Consider the following 18,428-nt stretch of genomic DNA (forward strand, 5'->3'; position numbering starts at 1 on the left):
AAAGAAAGGGCTCGCTTTGTAAAAAATATGTAAAAACAGGTTGTCTCAAAAATCTATGCTTTTGGGACAACCTGCTTTCTAGTTAAATATCTATCTAAGTTTTATTGAGGAATAACCATTATTCCTAACGCCACTAAAATATTGGCAATAATACCAACTGCAATTGCACCTAGTGGACCGACAGCCATACGAACAATCGGTCTTCCTGCTACCTCATTCAATAAATAGAAGCCTGCAATAAAGAAGAAACCGAAGCCAGGTGCGATCATGTTAGAAGCGTTTGCACCACCAATTAACAAGGCAACTTCTAGAAGTTTAGTCATAGCGCTACGAATATTCTCCCCAGAATTTCTAACACCAGGATATTTATCTAGAAATCTTGCAATAAAGCTTAATAACATTACTTCACCAAAAATAACGATTGCTCCGATAACGACTGCCAACCATACATTTGGAGAAAATAAACCAACAACAAAAATTAATGTGAATCCAACAGGACTGTATACACCTGTTGCAATTGCCGTACTAGCAACTAACGGGATAAAGCCAATCGCTCTTGCAGCTGCCGCAATACCTGCATCTGTTTGTTTCCCTTCAGCAAGTAGATTTAATGAAATCGGATCTCCTGCCATTAATAAAAGGTTAGTCGCTCCCGCAATTAGACCGCCAATAATCATAAAGAAGACAACGTTTTTCTTAATAGACTTTACTTTATCACTAAACACTGAAGCTAAATCAATACTCGCCCCGTCTACCGCTTTTTCTTTCATTGCATAAGTGAATAAGAAAATCATTCCAATAATTAAAGCCATACCCTCTTGGTTTAATGTGACTACATTGTCTCCAATCTTTAAAAACTCACTAGTATTCATCCATACCGCCAACTGTCTAACTAAAGCGGATACAATAAAAGTTAAAATCCCTTTTTTAATACCAAATTGCATGGCAACAGCTAAAGCTGGGAATGCCATAAACGTAACAACAACCGGGGTTCCCACTTCACCAAGCGGAGTTAAAAAATTCACCGGCAAATGATCAAATAATTTCACGAAGCCTTCCAAACCGGCAATAAGTCCCCAGCCATATAAAGCACCGATTGCAGCGGCAACAGGAGTTCCCCATTTATTCCTTGGCGTGATTAATCCAATAATATCTGTACCTAATAAAATACTATGAATTAAAATAATACTGGCTGATAACGTAAACGGAATACCGAAGCCGATAACTAGCCCAAAGCTCATGGCAAACGCTGTTAATCCTAGCTCTCGCCGTTTCAGCCTTCCTTCACTATTTTCCGAAACAATTGGTCGTAAACCATCATTAAAAACAGCAATATTTCTATTCGATAAAACGGCAGCGACTGCACCAATTAATACAACGAATAATGTTTCCATCTCTTATTTCCTCCTATCTCAGTTGATTATGAATTTGATTTAATCGCTTTAATGATCATTGGTACTGCCTCATCAACATGATCTCCAGTAAACCCAAAAGCTTTCTTTCCATTTTGTACAGCTTCCAGTACTTTTTCTTCATTTGGTTTCTTACCTGGCATGGATACTGTTTCACATTTATCTTTCCCAATCAGGGCAATGGCCATTGCTAAGGCACCGCCACCACCCGTATGACATGCACCAAAATAATAATCAGCCTGTCCTGTTTTCATCAACATAGCCGCTTCTAAATCAGACTTCACAACAGTCTCAATCGATGAATCCAACTCCTTAATCAAATTCTCAATTTGTTTCTTTTCTACTTGCCCACCTACGACAATTTTCATTTTATTTTCCTCCTTCACTATTTACATTCAGTACGGTTGTGTAATGCATATATAGATAGTTTTTCTCTTCCTCAGGTATGGAACTTCCCCATTTTTCTTCAATTAAATCTACCTGCGCCTTTGCAATCGGGAAATAATTAGATTGAGTGATTTCATTCATGATCGCATTACTTGGACCTTCTACTTCTTTTCCACTATTGCAACGATCTAATGCCATCGGTAAATGAGTGAATAACATTTCTGCTTGCTCAACATCATTTTTATTTAGCTTTTTACTCAACTCTTTAAATGCAAGTAATGCAAGATCATGAGATTTACCAGAAATCACGTTTTGTTCCAGTAGAATTTTTAATCTTTCGGTATACTCGTATAAATTCATTCTTTTACTCTCCTTTCAACAAACAAATTATTGTAAATCCAAGCCTGTAAATTTAGGTTCCTGAATAAAATAACGCTTCCAAATTTCTGGCATTGAAATGACCTCTTCAAGTCTTGCCGCCATCTCAAGAGCAATCATTGATGTCTCGAAACCTTTTTTGGCAATGATCACTAATCCACAAGCTAATGTTTCAATTGGAACCGTAATAGCGGTTGTTCCACACATGTTGGCTGCTCTCACTAGGTATTTACCATGATTTCTTGTCAGTTCTCGACCCGGATTTCCCAAAAATTGTGGAATCGTTTCTCCATAGCCATACACATCGATGGGTCCCTCACAAGTAACGATTATGTCAGCTCCCCTTTGTTCAAAGGATTCATGGATAATTTCTATTCCGCGTTTTCGGTCATCGATTCCACTCATCTCTGTCTCTTCAACGGAGTACTCACCACATTGTATTTTTGACAGGTAGTGCATAACTTTTTTATTCATATCTTGACCATCTGGACAGTTAACAGTTCCCTTTTTTGGCACAATGACTTTGAATCCTCTATTGGCTTTCCTCTCAAAATTTGTTCCGATTAGGCATTCCATTACTTCTTTTAACGTCTTTATATTCTTACCGATAACCCCTATACTACCTGTAAACGAAAGCCCCTCTGTAGACTTCTTTTGATGTTTTACTAAAAGTCCAAGTCCTGATCCAATCATTGAAGGCAATTGACAACTAAGTGCTGGGGCTAATACAGAACCTCCCCCATCAGTTCCGATAGCAAAATCAATCATTCCCTTCAAGATATTGATTGGACCACCGCTTGTCGAACCTGTCATAACACGATAGGTAACAGGATTGATTAAGTCTGTATCTATGGCACGTCCTCTATTTGATGCCTTATCCACTGTTAACCAAAGATAATCGGGATGATATCTAAGCCTATTAATGATGTTATCAGGGATCTGGTTGGTATCCTTCAGCCCAAAATATAATGGATGTTGATTTTTTGTTTCACTTTCCTCTCTGACATTTGGATTGATATAGATAACAGACCTCCCTACTTCTCTTTTAGCAAGTTCAAGTTTGTTGCTCAAATTTGTCATTAAGCTCACTCGCAATCTATATCTAAACTATTATTCCTATACAATATATTGTATATTGTAATTATAGCGCTAACATTTGCTTCGTTCAATGTGATGTTAAGATTTATATTCTTTTATATCTTCATCAACAAATAAATTCATTTTGTAAACGAAGCTTTTTTAGTGCAGCTTTATCACCAATTAAGACAACATTAGGATGGCGCTGTAAAACAGAAGCTGGAAAATCCTCTGATATCTCTCCATTCATTAGTCGCTCTACTGCTTCTGCTTTCCTCTCTCCCGAAACTAGTAGAATAATCTTTTTACTTTTCATGATGGTATTAATCCCCATCGTAATGGCCCGTTCAGGAACATCCTCTATTGTTTTAAAATAGCGAGAATTTGCTTTTCTTGTCGATTCAGTTAAATGGACAAGATGCGTCCTGCTTAAGAAAGATGTACCAGGCTCATTAAAACCGATATGACCATTTAACCCTAAACCCAACACTTGAATATCGATGTTCCGTATTTTTGCTTCATAATTCTCACACTCTTGTTCCAAATCATTTGCCAATCCATTCGGAATGTGTATGTTATGATGCTGAATATCAATATAATCAAAAAAATGGCTATGCATGAAAAAGTGATAGCTGTTTGTATCTGTTTCAGAAAGTCCAATGTATTCATCCAAATTAAAGGTCGTCACATCTTTAAACGATACTTTATCCTGTCTGTTTTTTTGAATTAAACTTCTGTATAGACCCTCCGGTGTAGAGCCTGTTGCCAGTCCTAATGTTGAATGAGGAACATGTTTTATTTGGTCCGCAATCATCGCTGCAGCTCTTTCGCTCATTTCATCATAGTTATTCACACAGATTATCTCCACTCAATTCCTTCCTTTCATAAGTAATCATTCCCAGAAAGTTTTAACGTATTACGTTTCCTTTTGAATCGTAAATACCTAACAATTCAGGGTTTGTTGTTATATTTCCAACTACTGCTACCTGGGCATTTGTGACGAAGACTTGAGTACGAAAAGCATATATGGCCGTATCACCAATCTTGACATCATTTGTTTTCAAGGCACCATAATAATCGATATTGGTAGGATCATTTTCGACAATAGGATAGTATCTAAGGTTATCTATACTTGAACCTACGAGTGCCCCCTGCATTTTCGATCTCGGGTAAAATCCCCCTCCAAATACAAATGCTTTGTCATTATAGAAATGGGATACTTCTGAAACATAGACCATAGCTGGTTTCTCTGCTAAATCTTCCATTGCGTGCAATGGAGTGGTACCTGTCAATGCATGCCCCGGTTCCCCCTGTGTGGCACCGCACATTTTCAACAGATTTAGCGTCGCTGTTGATGTGGCACTCGGCATATTCATTTCAAGACTTTGATAATCTCTTCCTTCTAAAAATTCCTTAACTTTAAGCATAGACTCTACATTCGGAGTTGTTTCTGGAATGCCTCCATCTATTAATAAACAAGGAAAACTTGTCAATCCTGCGATTTCTATTCCCGTCAATTTCTCTAGCTGTTCAATTTGTTCTGTTAGTTGTTTATACGTGAAGCCACCTTCTTGACCGTCGTAAAGAAAATCATTTTCATTCGCAACCCGTAAAAATATTTTTTGCTTTTTATTCATGCTGGCAGAAACATCACTAATATTTTTAGCATTTTCATAACTAAAAACAGTCACAAAATCTGGATTAAGCATAAGGATTTGGGGAATCATCTTTTTAGGAATCTGTACAAGATGCCCTACATGTCCGATTTTGATCCCATTTTTATTTAAGGAAAGTGCTTCCCAAGGATCAACTGCAACCGCTTTTTCTATACCGGCTTCAACAATCGCTTTCGAAAGCAAAGGATTGCGGCCAAATTGCTTTGTCATGAAAAAAAGTTCAATATCCAGTTTTTTGGCTTCTCTGGAAATAGCTTGACTATTATTTTTTATCGTTTCTAAGTCAACAACATATGTGTTCGGTGAGATGAAGCCTTTCTGATGAAGCTCTGTAGCAAATTCTACTAATTTAGGATTTCTTCTTTGAACGACTTCTAAAAACATAATTCTCACTCCTTTCTTGGCTGTTCTATTAGTGGGAGAAATGATGTTCCATTTTCTATATTTGATAGACCCAGGAAATCTGCTGCTGTTGCCGCAATATCTGATAATGTCTTTCGCTCTCCCAATTCCACTGGTTTGCATTGTTTTTGATAAGCTAACAAGTAAGTTTTTTCTCTTGTATGTTGATTATGACCGATTGTAGGATCGTTTCCGTGATCAGCACTCATAATCAGGAGATCATCGTCTTTCATCTTTTCGAGTAATTTGGGTAAATAACGATCGACTACTTCGATCCGATTTGCATAACGAACCGGGTCTTGAGCGTGACCTGCCAGATCAGTTTCTTGGACAGTTGCTGCAATCACTCCATTTGAAACTTGATCTAGTTCAGCTAATATATCCTCCATTACTTGAGCAGTATCTACTCCAGGAAACTTATTAGCCCCCTCGCAATAAATAACATCCTGCATCTTCCCAACAAGTGAAACATTATAGCCTGCTTTTATAGCTAAAGTCGGCAATTGATGCTCCGGATTTATGCCAAAACCTAAATGTCGCACTTGATATCCTTTGTTATAAACATTGGATTTAGGAGAGTTAACCCCAACTAACCCATCTTCTCTTCTTTCTACAGAATTCTGCAGATGCTGTGGAGTAACATTTTCCCCACCTAGAGCAATGACCCGATTCACTTTTACATGCTCTCTTACACATTGACCAATCTTCAATACTTCATTAAACGCGATGTAGTCCAGCGGTGCACTTACATTATAAATTTGACCGTAATCCGTCTCAATATTGTCCGCAACAATAACGAGATCATTTATTAATAAATAGGGCAAATCTTGATTTGGAATTGTGACCTTATAGCCTTCCTTCTCCAATGCCTCTTTTACAATTTCTATATTTTCGATAAACGGAGCAAGATAAGCTTTTTTCGGTTTCGTGCCCATAATCTCATTATGTCCTTCAAAACTATCTGCACCATGATGCATTAAGTTACAAACACCATAACTGGCTATACTGTCTCGATTTTTTAAAAGAGGATGATTTAAAATTTTATTTATGCCTAATTGTTCAAACGTTGGAATCGTTAGTTGTGGCACAGCATCTAGAATATGCGCAAAGGTATTTGCACCTACATCTTGTGGATGATAATCCTTCGCATCCTCCATAAAACCAACACCTAAGCTATCTAATATTAAAATAATTGCCCTTCTGTTCATGATACCTTCCTCCAAAGTGTTAAGTTAACGATTCTCTGTTACCCTTTCTATCGATGTTCGTAGTATTCTAACAATCGTTTCAACACCACTTCTTAATGGATTGATGCGAATCATCCTTTTTGCGAGTGAAGGCTCTGCAGCAAGAAATGTACCTGATACTCGATAGAACATTGGGACGATTTCATATTTAGATTCTGCTCCTACAGGGTTAGGAGCTGCCCCTAATTCATTTGCTTGTTTCAAAACCTCCTCAGCGATCGGCTCAGCCAGCTCTACCAATAATACTTTTGATTGGGCATTAGCAAGATAAGCTTTTTTTACACCTGCCACTTCACCATTATTTAAAAGCCTTACTAATTCTTCGTTGACATTCGCCTGAATCGCTAACATAACTGGTGCATAAACAAGTCCACGAATTGCCTCTAAAGCCTCGTATCCTTGAACTTGACTACCACCTGAATAGTTTAATTTTTCTATTTGATTAATAAAGCGTTCTTTTCCAAGAATTAATCCGATTCCTTCTGGTCCCAGTAATTTAAATAGTGAAAAGGTAGCTAAGTCTGCTCCAGCTTGTGTACCAATCTTCTCTACTTTCATCGCTGCATAGTTATCATCCGTGATGATGGTTAGATTTGGACTCACTGAACGGATTGCCTCGATCGTTTCAGTTAGATCGTAATGATCATCCATCTTTTGACGTGTATGCTGGATCAGCACTCCTTTTAAACCTGGGTTACGCTCAATCACATTTTTTATTTGCTCATGGTTATGAAAATCTGCATGAACCGCCTGAACACCCATAAATTCTAGTGTCGTCTTGCTAGTTGGATATATCGGTGCATCATGCACCAGAAGCTTATCACCTGGCTTTAAGAAACTCATAAATCCGAAACGCAGTGCCCCGGTACCGGCCCCGCGTACGAGCATTGCTTTCTCAGCACCAAAATACTCTGCTAACGCCGCCTCTACTTTTTTTGTAAACCGTGGTTTGTTAAGTCCCTTTACAACACCCAGATCACCTAATGTAAGCAGCTCTTCCCCGTGAAAATGTCTCGTAATAATATCAACTAACTTAAATTGCCTCTTCATAGCTTCTTCCAGAGAAATGCTCTTCAATGGGCATGTGTCCATTTCATTCACCTTAACCTTCCATAAACGCGATTGGGTTCTTAATTAACATTTTTTCGATGGATTCATCTGTTAATCCACTTTGCTGCAAACGTGGAATGAAATGATCCAATAAGAAAGAATAGCCCAATCCACCTTGATATTCTAGATGGGATTTTCGAGTAATATCCATTGATAACAATACTCTGTCGATATATCCTAAGTCCTGGAGTTTTTTTAAAATATCAGCGCGCACTTGATCAGGCATGTAATTTTCTTTCCCAATCGTGTCAAATTCGACGTATGCTCCTTCTTTTATAATTTTCAGGATATAGTCGAAATCCCCTGTTAAATCAACATGTCCAATAATCACTCGATTTAAGTCAACGCCATGCTTCTTGAAAAACTCAACCTGCTCATGTCCGAGCGTTCCTAGTGAAGTATGTGTAGTAATCGGTTTATTTGTTTCCTTATGGACCATGACGACCGCCTCAAATACCTTTTTCTCTGCTTCAGTCCAATTATTATAACTTGTACCAATCTCCCCGATAATTTCTGCTTTCTCTTCCGTTCCTTTTATGCCTTCATGAATTTCTTTGAACATTCTCTCTGCTAGCTGCTCTTTTGATTCACGAAAAACCTGGATGGGATAAAATTTATCCTGGTAAAACCCTGTTGCATAAATAATATTAATCCCAGATTCTTTAGACACTTTTTGAACAAAAGGGATATTTCTCCCCATGCCAAAATTCGTGACATCGACAATGTTACGAACACCTTTTTCATATAGCTTTTTATATTCCTTCACTGTTTCAGAAAAGACGTCTAATTGACAGTCTTCATTACATTTTAATTCTGATAAGTCAATCGTTGTGTGCTCATGCATATAAGTAATTCCATACTCCAACATCAAACTAACACTCCTTCTCATTTTTGGATGAAGCGGATGTCACATCGGATAAAAGACTAATAGCTTGGCAATCTTTCTCCAGATTCTACGCTTTTTTGAATCTCTAAAACCCTTTGAATTTCAACAGAGTTCCATTTATCGGTTATTTCATCTTCACGTTCTCCATCAATAACAATAACGGCCTCTGATGTCCCTTCAGATATTTCCTTTGCAGTGGGAGATTCAAAGTCAATCGCTTTAAAAGAGCTGCTCATCCTCCGATCATCCATATTCCACACTGCCGCATCAATACTTTTAGAATGGAGCATGTCAAATATTTGCATATAATTAATGTTTACAAATTCAACATTACGCCCTTCAAATTCTGCAAAGGTTAAACTCTTCTGGTCAAGGGAATCTAAATCTACCCCGATTTTCATACCATCTCTTACACTTTCTATTGCTGGATCTGATATGAAAATTTTATGAACTGACACATAACTATTTGTTCCTAGTTCCTTCATTATTTTCAAACTGGGATAATCAGCCAGCACTTTTTCAGCTGTGACCTTCGAAACGATAGCAAAATCGCTTCTTTTTGTACGGACTGTTTCAATCCGCTTAAGTCCGCCCCGCATATAAGTTAAATAAATTTTTTTTCCTAAAAACTCAAATGCCTCAATAATTCCTGTAGCCAACCCTTCATATTTCCTTGAATATGGTAATGGCATGGAACCAATTAATGGAGATATCCCTGCAATTTCACGAAGCAAATCATTATCCTTCCTCATTAAAAAAGTCCCTAAATGACCTCTTGGTTCCAATTTAATAGCTTTCATTTCTTCAAGTAAACTTAATGCACTTTGTACTGTCCCTCTTCCGAAATTCAGTTTCTCACTGTAATCCGCAACTCGAGGTATCTTTTCCCCAATCTCTAGTTCTATTAGTTCCTGTGCAATAATTTTTGCTGCCAATCCATTTTTCGAATACAATTTTTCCCACATTTACATCGACTCCATAAACAATATACTATATTTTGTATATTACAATTATAAACGCTTCCATTTAGTTTTTCAATAGCTTATTTTCTTTGTATACTGTAAGTTACAGATGAACAAAGAGAGGCTAAAAAACAAAACTCGCTCTTTTTTCTATTTTATAGCAATGTTAAATAATATGATGGAAAACTGAGTAAAAAGAGAGGTCGTTATGATGACAAAGTTCATTGAATTAGAAGATGAAGCCATTTTATATTATGTTTATAATTTGAACTGGTTATTGCCAAAGGAAAATCAGGAAGAAGCAATTGACATTTTATCAAAAATAGATCCAAATAAAGCCGATATGATCCTCCCGAAATACGGAAAGGAATGCTGGGAGAACGGGGTACAAGTGTTGAAAATCATGGGGTATCCATCTAATAAGAAAGCACTTCCCCGCTTGGCAGCACTTCTGCAAGATAGAAATTGGCCCGGTGCCCTTGAAGCAATTGAATTATTTCGTTCCCTCGGAAAAGAAATTGCATTGCCATATATTGAAAATGCATGCTTAGAAGCAATAGAACAAAATGATCTTGATTGGCTAGAACATCTCTTTTTTGCTTGTGAAAGTCTCGATTATCATGAAGAAGACTTTTCTAATACAAAAGCTTATGGTTTTATGAAAGAAAGCGCACAATCATTGCAGTAAGATGGCTGCAGAAACTTCAAATGATTTTCACATAATTTTCTCTCCTTTGCGAAAGCTATGATGTAGATGTAGGAAGGAGTGGGAATTAATGTTGCTATCATTTATGCGAATTTTTCTATTTTCTTCTTGGGCGAGCGTATTCATTATTCCGAGAAAATTACTTAAACGCTTTTTACCCGTTTCAATTCTTGCCTCTTTATTAACATTAATTATTGTTTTTGTTGGGACCCACTACGATTTTTGGAAATTTAAAGGAAGTTCAAAAACAAAGATTCTCACTTTATTATCGATTGTTCTTGGGGCATTTCCTGTCGGAGCATTATGGATCTTTAGATTTACTTTTGGGAAGTTTTGGCTGTATATACTAACAAATTTGATTCAAAATCTAATTTATGCCTTTCCCATTATTACATTTTTCGAAAAAATAAACTTTATCAAATATGTTAGGTTTACGCGTTTTCACCATCTGCTCGTGTCCATGACCATCTCGCTTATTTTGTATGGTTATCAATTATTCATCGGCCATTCACATTCAGAGTGATTGATTTAAGAAACACTTATGATCTTCGAGTGCTTCTTTGTTATTTTTCCCTGCAAATTTGCACGTCCACCCCTGATAAAATACATCGCTTATTCGGACTGTTCCTGTACTCGGTTTGGTTTTTTCGGTCGATTACATTTCGTATTCGGACTAAATCTCTACTCAGTTCGGGTTTTGCCGTCGAATTCGTTCCTTATATCCTGTACACCAAAATCTCCGCTTTTCCTTATCTATATTTTAAAATTGCATGACGAGCAAATAGCATTCAGCTACTTTTTCCTTTTACATATCCCACAAACTGAGATACACTTATTTTTCGGGTATACTCACTAGTATATGTGCGTGATCCTTACATGCTATTGCTTTTATAATTTCAACACCCTTTTCTCGTATACTTCTCCATAAATGACTTGTCTTTACCAAATACCTTCATAAACTAATCTATATCACTTAACATTAATCAAAATAAAAATTTATTCACTTCCGAAAATATAAAAAGTCTAATAGCTCTGTATTTTTAACAAGGTACTAGACAAATAGGCTACAATAATCGCGCCATCTTCTTATTTTGTTATTAAAAAGAGACACCATCCTACTTGGATTAGCGTCTCTTTTGCTAAACAAATCAAGCTTTTAAATTTTAACCCCGTTATTTAGCTTTAACCGGAACCCATAATTCTACTTCGGAATCAAGTGGATTTCCATTTAGTAAAATTTCAACAATGGCTTCTCCATGAAGTTCATATGGAAATTCTTTGTTAAGAATTTCGTTAAATGCTTGATCTTCAAGTCTATCAAAAGCCAATCGAGATAGACCTCCTTTTCCTGAAAGAACAAGATAGTCTCCTTCTTTAAACAAAACCTCCTCTGTATCAGCTTTTACTGGTTGTGATGTTAATACACCAGCATAGTAAAAAGTGTTTTTTCCATCCGATTTTACTACAGCATAGCCATTTTTACTCTCAGAAATAGGCTGAAGAGATGCCATCTTTCCACTTTGAACCACACTCTTGAAGAATTCCGTTTTTTGATCAGAAAATTCGTCCGAGTGAATGAATGATGCTCCCTCTAGTTTTGTCTTAAATCCTACGAAACGAAATGAAGCTTTTTTTTCGACTTTGAAATTGTTCACGAACAATTCCTCCCTCTAATGTATTTAATGACCGTTTTAATATAGCATTCCATTTATGACACCTGTTTGTCATAATTAATAATGAGGTGATTTTTTTTTTATGAAAATAGAACGTCTTATCGCGATTATTATGATTCTTTTAGAAAGAGATAATGTCCCTACAAGTGAGCTTGCTGAAAAACTGGAGGTAAGTAGGAGAACCATATTTAGAGACATTGATACTTTAAATTTGGCAGGATTGCCAATTGTGGTAACTAGGGGTTCGAACGGTGGTGTGAGCTTGATGAATTCCTATAAAGTTGATAGAAAGCTATTTACTCCTAAAGATGTCCATAAAATAATAACTAGCTTACAAAGTTATCAACAGTTACTGCAGAATAAAGAAATTTCTACTATTTTGACTAAACTGCACAGCATGAGTGAGAACAATGAAAACCTATCACACAATGTTCATTACGAACGCGTTTCAGTTGATTTAACGCTAAATGAAGGGAATCATTCATTACGAGATATACTCAGTAAAATTGAAGCAGCAATGTCTAATTTTCAATATCTAATATTTAATTACATGGACAAAAATGGTCAAAATTCTCTTCGAAAAGTAGAGCCCTACCATATAGTATTCAAAGAAAGCAGCTGGTATTTACAAGCTTTTAGTATGGAAAGAGATGATTATAGAATATTCAAAGTGGCTAGGATGGAAAAAGTAACGATTTCGGATGAAACATTTAGCCCAAGAAAATTTGCACCAATACGCATGGATGGCTCAGACTGGATGGAAGAAAAAGTACCTGTGATGATAAAAATTGATAAATCTATTAGGGATAGAGTCATCGAGCGTTTCGGAGAAGAGTATATAGTTGAGAAAAAAGAAAGTGAATATATAGCGAAATATCCAATTGTAGATAATGAAGAAGGATACAATGTATTACTTAGGTTTGGAAACAAATGCGAAATCATTGAACCCGTTACGATTAGAGAAAAGTTCAAAAGATATTTGCGAGAAATAGCGCAACGATACGAAAATAATTAGGAAAAAACATTGTTTTTGATTAAATAAACAGTACTTTTATCCTTCTAGGGCTTGTCAAGAATGTGTAAATAAATATCTAGAATAACTTACACACTTTTCTTGACAAACCCAATTGGTAATTTTTTACTGTATTAAGTTATCATTAAAACCATCATTTCTGTTCCTTTTCCCTTTTCACTTTTAGCCGAAATTTTACTATTGTGTAATTCAAGAATTTTTTTGACGATAGAGAGGCCGAGACCATTGCCCCCTGCTTCCCTATTCCGAGATTTGTCCGCTTTATAAAAGCGTTCAAAAATATGTGTTAGTGCTTCCTTATCTATGCCAATTCCTGTATCTCTTATTACCACCGTAGCATGTCCTTGCTCTGAAAGAAATGCCTTTACGTCAATGGTGCCATTATGAGGGGTGAATTTTATACTATTATGAATTAGGTTGGTCCAAACCTGTTCCATCATATCCTCATCGGCAGTAACGGTTATATTATCAAGCGAGATGTCCATATTAATCATTTTTTCCGACCATTGTGGTTCATTTGCTAGAATAATTCGTCGAAGTTGATGATCTAATCGGTATTTTCGTTTTTCTAATTGGACATGTTTTGCTTCTAATGAAGTCAGCTTTAATAAATTCTCACTCAGCTTAGACAGTCTTACACTTTCCTTCTCAATAATTTTCAGATAATGATCTCTTTCTTCCTTTGTCAAATGATCATTTCTTAGTGTATGTGCAAAACCTCTAATCGAAGTTAAAGGAGACTGAATTTCATGCGATACATTGGAAATAAACTCCTGGCGTATTTCTTCCATTTCTCCTAATTTGTCTGCCATATGACTTATATTATGAATAATTTTATAGTAAGGATGATCTTCATTATTAAAGTCACCAAATTGTTTTTCATAAAACGAAAGATCAATATTGAAATTACCTTGAGCCATCATTTTCATCGCATGAATCAGTGGTAATACGAATTGCTCTTGCCTTGCTTTTATCAAAGGAATTCTACTCACCATAAAGATCAACCCTAAAAAAATGAAAAATCCTAAAGAAGATATGATCAGCTGTCTGGTTAGGTCATGAAGAGTAACCTGTAACAAAGTGCATACCCACTCTGTTATCCAATACGCGCACAGCCAACACAAAGGGAGCAGAAGGATGACCCCCATTATACTTATTACCCTGAGCAATTTTTTAGACCAGCTCACTTATTTTCCTCCAGTCGGTAACCTAATCCTCTAATAGTCGTAATCTTAAAAGGGCATGCCTCATGAGAGAACCGTTGCCTTAGGCGTTTAATATGAACATCAACCGTTCTTTCATCACCTTCATAGTCAAAACCCCATATATCTTCAATCAATTGTTCTCTTGAAAGTATTTTCCTTTGATGTGTTGCAAGCTTAAACAATAGCTCAAATTCTTTTAAAGGTAAGGTCACTTCTTCGTTTCCTACTGAGACTTTATGCGAATCACGATCAATGACAATATTTCCAATCTCTATTTTATTTGAAATACTAATTTGGTACCGCTTGAGAAGCGCCTTAACCCTAACCACAAGTTCAGCCGGGGCAAAAGGTTTGACTAAATAATCATCTGCTCCTATATTAAAACCTTTTACTTTTTGCGTTGTTTCTCCTTTGGCAGTTAGCATCAAAATGGGAAGCGTATCAGAATAATAAGATCTTACCTCTTTACAAAACTCCCATCCGTCCATATTTGGCATCATAATATCAAGGATAACCAAATCAATATTATTTTTCTCGAGAATAGAAAGTGCTTTTTCTCCATCTTCTGCTTCTACGATGGTTATACCTTCTTTCACAAGAATAGCACGTAATAATTCTCGGATATGTGGATCATCATCAACTACAACTATTTTTGCCATCTTACTCATTCCTTTTCATTTTCTCTAACTATCTAACCTCAGAAGTTACGGACTGATGAATAATGGTATCTTATCACTTATAATTAATGATTACATTATGCGCGTTTCATGTAGGCTCGTACTGTAAGTGGTGCAAAAATTGCTACGATAACTGCTGCTCCTATAAGAGAGATAGCAAAATCCCATCCTACTATACCAGAATTAGTTAACTCTCTTATTGCTGTAACTAGATGTGAAACGGGATTGATGTTTGAGAACCATTCCAATAGCTTCGGTAACGTTTCTGCAGGCACAAATGCATTAGACAAAAATGTTAAAGGAAATAGTACAATCATTGACATCCCTTGTACACTTGAAGCTGTGCGGGCAATAACACCTAAGAACGCAAAAATCCAACTAACTGCCCAAGCACAAACAATAACAAGTAATCCTGCAAGCAGAAGAAATGCGAATCCACCTTCAGGCCGATATCCCATTATATATCCCATCGTAAAAGTAAGTGTTGTAGCAATGGTAAAACGTACTGTATCAGCCAACAAAGAACCAGCTAATGGAGCAATCCGTGCGATTGGCAATGACTTAAATCGATCAAAAACCCCTTTATCCATATCCTCACGTAGCTGTACACCCGTCACTACAGATGTCGTAATAACAGTTTGGACTAGGATGCCCGGAATAATAATAGGTAAATAGTTACTGACATTCCCAGCAATAGCCCCACCAAAAATATACGTAAACATCAGTGTGAACAAAATAGGCTGTAATGTTACATCAATTAATTGTTCTGGTGTTCGTTTAATTTTAATTAAACCTCTATATGCCATTGTAAATGAATTTCTTACAGACTGACGAAAACTACTTCTTTGTCGATTGAGTGCATTAGTACTTGTGTTGCTCATGCTGATACCTCCTGACTGTCTTTATTGTCGGAACCAACATTTGTTTGACCAGTAATGGATAAGAAGACCTCATCTAGTGTTGGTTTTTGCACACTGAATTCCTCTAACGGAATATCTGCTTCCCTAAAAGCTAAGAGTAAATCTGTCATTCTATTAGCATCTTTCATTGGTGCTATAATCTTACCACCTTCCATTGATACGGTGGACTGGACATTGAGTACTTTTTCTACTAGTGAAAGTGCACGCTGCTTATCATTATCATTTTTCATACTCAAATGTAAGGAAGAAGACCCTACGGATTGTTTTACCTCATTTACGGTACCTTCTGCGACCACTTGACCACGATCAATAACAGCGATCCTGTCTGCTAATTCATCTGCCTCTTGTAGATACTGTGTTGTCAGTAACACGGTAGAGCCCCCATTCACTAAGCGACGAATCGTCTCCCACATTTGATTACGAGTTCTTGGATCTAATCCAGTAGTAGGTTCATCCAAGAAGATCAGCGGAGGCTGAGAAATAAGGCTAGCTGCTAAGTCTAGCCTGCGACGCATTCCACCGGAGAAATGTTTTAATGGACGTTTCGCTGCCTCTGTTAGACCAAATTCCTCTAATAATTCTACTGCCTTGTTTTTTGCCTCTTTACGCCCCAAACCTAATAACCGTGAAAAGATAATTAAGTTTTCAGTAGCACTAAGAGACTCATCCACAGAGGCATATTGCCCTGTCACGCCAATTAACTGGCGAACAAGGTGTGGATCCTTTTCCACATCATATCCAAAGATTTTTGCCGTACCTCCATCTAGTTTTAATAAGGTCGCTAGCATTCTGATACTAGTCGTTTTCCCCGCCCCATTTGGCCCCAACACGCCATAGATCATCCCTTTAGGGACACGCAAATCGACTCCATCAACTGCTTTATGGTCTCCAAATTGTTTAATTAACCCCTTTGCCTGCACAGCATACTCGCTATTTTCAATTATTTTAATTTTGCTCATCATATCATTCATATACATTCACCCTTTCAATATTATCTAGGTGTATATTAAATCTACATTATGAACGGAGTGTGAACTTTTATTTAGGAGGTTACAGAAATTACGTTCATAAAAAAAGAAGCATCTCTGTGCTTCGTTTTTTATACGTTATATATGGTAAGCTCACAATATTTACAACCTATATGTAAATACTGAAGCTGCAAATCTTATTTCGAATCCTCAGCCTGCTGATTATCATTCCCATGCTATTTTATCTAAACGGAAACCGATAACGTCAAAGGAAATTAGATCTTAAGAACTGTAAATAAATATTAAATAGCATTTGAGGCTTTTGAAGGATTTAGCCTGTTTAACCCATATATATAGAAAATATTATCTAAAAAATAAATATTGATAATGACATTTTTATTTGAGTTCGTCCAATCTTCTTTTCGTATTCTAAAAACTATATATGAATCCATCCAATAAAATGATTTAAGCAGTAAAAATGTTTATTTAATTTCATTAATTAGTCTGATATCTATGGCAATATCTAAACCGCATATACTTGTGGCAAGGTTCCCCACTATTAATGCTAAACTGCATCCTTAACAATCTTTCCCGATTATAGTATAGGAAACAATCTTATTCGGACTGAACCTCTACTTGATTCGAGTTTCCCATCGAGTGCGTCCCTTGGTTGACATTTTTTGAAAGAAAGCAGCTCTAGACTTGATCGTTCTCAGCGTGCATCATCCTCAACCGGCTTTTAAATAAGAGATTTGTGAACCAAGAATCGTTTGGGCAACATTATTAATTAACAAAGCTAAAGCTTGTATTTAATTGCGATTGACACGTTTATACTATAATGTATAATTTTACTATAAACATAGTGAATTTATACTAAATAATAATCTCGATTGGAGGAGGTACAATATGGCAGTAATCGCAACGATCGGTTCTCTACTATTTTTCTTTTCATTGCTTTATTTATTCATTCATTTTTTCCGTAAACTCAAAAATCGTAATAAACAGCTTTCCAAAAAGACATTCTATCCAGCGTTTATCGGCGGCTTGCTTCTCTTTATTATCGGTACATCCAGCGTAGACAACGAGACCCAAGAACAGCTTGCAGAAGCACAGGAAGCAAACAAGACACTTCTTGCGGAGAATCAGGAACTTAAAGATACGATAAAAGAATATGAGGCAAATATTAAGGATTTAGCTGGAACAAACGAAAAATTAAATAACGATTTTCAGGAGCTCGCCTCCAAGGCTGAGGCTGCCGAGAAAGCAGAACTAGAAAAAGAGAATCTAACTCAAAAAATTGCCGAGCTTGAGGAAAAAAATAAATCTTTAGAAGACAAAATCACCTCTTTAAACGGACAATTAGCAAGTAAAACAACTACTACCGCTTCTACAGCTTCTTCACAATCAAAAAAAGCACCTAAGAACTCGTCTTCTAGCGGGAGTTCAAGTCAAAAGACAACAACCACTGCAAATACAACAGAATATTTCGCGAACTGTACAGAATTAAGAAAAGTCTACCCTAACGGCGTTGCATCCGATCACCCCGCCTATCAGCCAAAAATGGATCGGGACAAAGACAATTGGGCCTGTGAAAGATAAAAAAGCCATTAATGAAAATTCCTTTTTGAGAAGCAGATTTTCATTTCCACTGTCTTCGCTTTCAAGAGCAGAGTGTCCTTGGTAAAGCAATCGATGTCGACAATCATAAC

Annotated in this window: 19 protein-coding genes and 1 pseudogene; 4 read left to right on the top strand and 16 right to left on the bottom strand. The window is 36.6% G+C overall.

The features are described from left to right. Window positions 1–101: 101 nt before the first annotated feature. From NST02_RS22915 to yhfZ, 10 genes are all read right to left on the bottom strand, one after another. Window positions 102–1,394, bottom strand: coding sequence for a YhfT family protein (locus NST02_RS22915; RefSeq protein WP_095312850.1), 1,293 nt, complete (start codon window positions 1,392–1,394; stop codon window positions 102–104). Window positions 1,395–1,420: 26 nt separating this feature from the next. Beyond that, window positions 1,421–1,780 (bottom strand): DUF2620 domain-containing protein, encoded by a 360-nt coding sequence (locus NST02_RS22920; RefSeq protein ID WP_095312852.1) that lies wholly within the window; start codon window positions 1,778–1,780, stop codon window positions 1,421–1,423. Window position 1,781: 1 nt separating this feature from the next. After that, the gene (locus tag NST02_RS22925; protein WP_095312853.1) at window positions 1,782–2,159 is read right to left on the bottom strand and encodes a PRD domain-containing protein; all 378 of its coding nucleotides are present in this window, start codon (window positions 2,157–2,159) and stop codon (window positions 1,782–1,784) included. A 27-nt stretch (window positions 2,160–2,186) separates the two neighbouring features. Beyond that, window positions 2,187–3,257, bottom strand: a complete 1,071-nt coding sequence (locus tag NST02_RS22930) for an amidase family protein (RefSeq protein ID WP_095312855.1) — start codon at window positions 3,255–3,257, stop codon at window positions 2,187–2,189. A 124-nt stretch (window positions 3,258–3,381) separates the two neighbouring features. After that, window positions 3,382–4,122 (bottom strand): glucosamine-6-phosphate deaminase, encoded by a 741-nt coding sequence (nagB, locus tag NST02_RS22935; RefSeq protein ID WP_095312857.1) that lies wholly within the window; start codon window positions 4,120–4,122, stop codon window positions 3,382–3,384. Between the two features lie 40 nt (window positions 4,123–4,162). Then, the gene (locus tag NST02_RS22940) at window positions 4,163–5,314 is read right to left on the bottom strand and encodes a YhfX family PLP-dependent enzyme (RefSeq protein WP_212934307.1); all 1,152 of its coding nucleotides are present in this window, start codon (window positions 5,312–5,314) and stop codon (window positions 4,163–4,165) included. 5 nt (window positions 5,315–5,319) lie between these two features. After that, entirely contained in the window at window positions 5,320–6,540 is a 1,221-nt protein-coding gene (locus NST02_RS22945; RefSeq protein ID WP_095312861.1) for a phosphopentomutase, read from the bottom strand. 24 nt (window positions 6,541–6,564) lie between these two features. Further along, complete coding sequence (locus NST02_RS22950; RefSeq protein ID WP_340950040.1) at window positions 6,565–7,671, bottom strand: aminotransferase class V-fold PLP-dependent enzyme; 1,107 nt, start codon at window positions 7,669–7,671, stop codon at window positions 6,565–6,567. Window positions 7,672–7,681: 10 nt separating this feature from the next. Then, a complete protein-coding gene (locus NST02_RS22955; protein ID WP_095312863.1) occupies window positions 7,682–8,557 on the bottom strand; it encodes a phosphotriesterase family protein in 876 nt (291 codons plus the stop codon). Between the two features lie 56 nt (window positions 8,558–8,613). Continuing rightward, window positions 8,614–9,540 (bottom strand): GntR family transcriptional regulator YhfZ, encoded by a 927-nt coding sequence (gene yhfZ, locus NST02_RS22960; protein WP_095312865.1) that lies wholly within the window; start codon window positions 9,538–9,540, stop codon window positions 8,614–8,616. Window positions 9,541–9,745: 205 nt separating this feature from the next. On the opposite strand from yhfZ, the gene NST02_RS22965 reads away from it, so the two are divergent. Together NST02_RS22965 and NST02_RS22970 are read left to right on the top strand one after the other, a co-directional pair. Continuing rightward, window positions 9,746–10,225, top strand: coding sequence for a hypothetical protein (locus NST02_RS22965; protein WP_244988981.1), 480 nt, complete (start codon window positions 9,746–9,748; stop codon window positions 10,223–10,225). Window positions 10,226–10,313: 88 nt separating this feature from the next. Then, on the top strand, window positions 10,314–10,766 hold the full coding sequence (locus tag NST02_RS22970; protein WP_137744214.1) for a hypothetical protein: 453 nt from the start codon (window positions 10,314–10,316) through the stop codon (window positions 10,764–10,766). A 195-nt stretch (window positions 10,767–10,961) separates the two neighbouring features. Here NST02_RS22970 and NST02_RS23845 read toward each other — a convergent pair. Then, window positions 10,962–11,150 (bottom strand): annotated as a pseudogene (locus tag NST02_RS23845) (transposase); the annotation flags it as partial. A 265-nt stretch (window positions 11,151–11,415) separates the two neighbouring features. Beyond that, window positions 11,416–11,898: a GyrI-like domain-containing protein gene (locus tag NST02_RS22980; RefSeq protein ID WP_095312871.1), complete on the bottom strand. Its 483-nt coding sequence runs from the start codon at window positions 11,896–11,898 to the stop codon at window positions 11,416–11,418. A 100-nt stretch (window positions 11,899–11,998) separates the two neighbouring features. Between NST02_RS22980 and NST02_RS22985 the strand changes: the two genes are divergently transcribed. Further along, complete coding sequence (locus NST02_RS22985) at window positions 11,999–12,931, top strand: helix-turn-helix transcriptional regulator (protein WP_212934309.1); 933 nt, start codon at window positions 11,999–12,001, stop codon at window positions 12,929–12,931. A 131-nt stretch (window positions 12,932–13,062) separates the two neighbouring features. Here the strand turns inward: NST02_RS22985 and NST02_RS22990 are convergent, their stop codons facing one another. From NST02_RS22990 to NST02_RS23005, 4 genes are all read right to left on the bottom strand, one after another. Then, window positions 13,063–13,944: a sensor histidine kinase gene (locus tag NST02_RS22990; RefSeq protein WP_235879563.1), complete on the bottom strand. Its 882-nt coding sequence runs from the start codon at window positions 13,942–13,944 to the stop codon at window positions 13,063–13,065. Between the two features lie 188 nt (window positions 13,945–14,132). Then, window positions 14,133–14,813, bottom strand: coding sequence for a response regulator transcription factor (locus NST02_RS22995; RefSeq protein WP_095312875.1), 681 nt, complete (start codon window positions 14,811–14,813; stop codon window positions 14,133–14,135). 95 nt (window positions 14,814–14,908) lie between these two features. After that, on the bottom strand, window positions 14,909–15,712 hold the full coding sequence (locus NST02_RS23000; RefSeq protein WP_095312877.1) for an ABC transporter permease: 804 nt from the start codon (window positions 15,710–15,712) through the stop codon (window positions 14,909–14,911). Then, the gene (locus tag NST02_RS23005; RefSeq protein ID WP_408014809.1) at window positions 15,709–16,713 is read right to left on the bottom strand and encodes an ATP-binding cassette domain-containing protein; all 1,005 of its coding nucleotides are present in this window, start codon (window positions 16,711–16,713) and stop codon (window positions 15,709–15,711) included. Before NST02_RS23005 ends, NST02_RS23000 begins: the two co-directional genes overlap by 4 nt. Window positions 16,714–17,625: 912 nt before the next feature. Between NST02_RS23005 and NST02_RS23010 the strand changes: the two genes are divergently transcribed. Further along, entirely contained in the window at window positions 17,626–18,318 is a 693-nt protein-coding gene (locus NST02_RS23010) for an excalibur calcium-binding domain-containing protein (protein WP_095312881.1), read from the top strand. Window positions 18,319–18,428: the final 110 nt, after the last annotated feature.

It is taken from the genome of Robertmurraya sp. FSL W8-0741, assembly GCF_038004005.1.
Lineage (GTDB): Bacteria > Bacillota > Bacilli > Bacillales > Cytobacillaceae > Robertmurraya > Robertmurraya siralis.

Excerpts from the sequence above, each read along its gene's own strand:
- NST02_RS22915 (WP_095312850.1), bottom strand. The coding sequence starts at position 1,394 with ATGGAAACATTATTCGTTGTATTAATTGGTGCAGTCGCTGCCGTTTTA.
- NST02_RS22920 (WP_095312852.1), bottom strand. The coding sequence starts at position 1,780 with ATGAAAATTGTCGTAGGTGGGCAAGTAGAAAAGAAACAAATTGAGAAT.
- NST02_RS22925 (WP_095312853.1), bottom strand. The coding sequence starts at position 2,159 with ATGAATTTATACGAGTATACCGAAAGATTAAAAATTCTACTGGAACAA.
- NST02_RS22930 (WP_095312855.1), bottom strand. The coding sequence starts at position 3,257 with ATGACAAATTTGAGCAACAAACTTGAACTTGCTAAAAGAGAAGTAGGG.
- NST02_RS22940 (WP_212934307.1), bottom strand. The coding sequence starts at position 5,314 with ATGTTTTTAGAAGTCGTTCAAAGAAGAAATCCTAAATTAGTAGAATTT.
- NST02_RS22945 (WP_095312861.1), bottom strand. The coding sequence starts at position 6,540 with ATGAACAGAAGGGCAATTATTTTAATATTAGATAGCTTAGGTGTTGGT.
- NST02_RS22950 (WP_340950040.1), bottom strand. The coding sequence starts at position 7,671 with ATGGACACATGCCCATTGAAGAGCATTTCTCTGGAAGAAGCTATGAAG.
- NST02_RS22955 (WP_095312863.1), bottom strand. The coding sequence starts at position 8,557 with ATGTTGGAGTATGGAATTACTTATATGCATGAGCACACAACGATTGAC.
- yhfZ (WP_095312865.1), bottom strand. The coding sequence starts at position 9,540 with ATGTGGGAAAAATTGTATTCGAAAAATGGATTGGCAGCAAAAATTATT.
- NST02_RS22965 (WP_244988981.1), top strand. The coding sequence starts at position 9,746 with ATGATGACAAAGTTCATTGAATTAGAAGATGAAGCCATTTTATATTAT.
- NST02_RS22970 (WP_137744214.1), top strand. The coding sequence starts at position 10,314 with ATGTTGCTATCATTTATGCGAATTTTTCTATTTTCTTCTTGGGCGAGC.
- NST02_RS22985 (WP_212934309.1), top strand. The coding sequence starts at position 11,999 with ATGAAAATAGAACGTCTTATCGCGATTATTATGATTCTTTTAGAAAGA.
- NST02_RS22990 (WP_235879563.1), bottom strand. The coding sequence starts at position 13,944 with ATGGTGAGTAGAATTCCTTTGATAAAAGCAAGGCAAGAGCAATTCGTA.
- NST02_RS22995 (WP_095312875.1), bottom strand. The coding sequence starts at position 14,813 with ATGGCAAAAATAGTTGTAGTTGATGATGATCCACATATCCGAGAATTA.
- NST02_RS23000 (WP_095312877.1), bottom strand. The coding sequence starts at position 15,712 with ATGAGCAACACAAGTACTAATGCACTCAATCGACAAAGAAGTAGTTTT.
- NST02_RS23005 (WP_408014809.1), bottom strand. The coding sequence starts at position 16,713 with ATGATGAGCAAAATTAAAATAATTGAAAATAGCGAGTATGCTGTGCAG.
- NST02_RS23010 (WP_095312881.1), top strand. The coding sequence starts at position 17,626 with ATGGCAGTAATCGCAACGATCGGTTCTCTACTATTTTTCTTTTCATTG.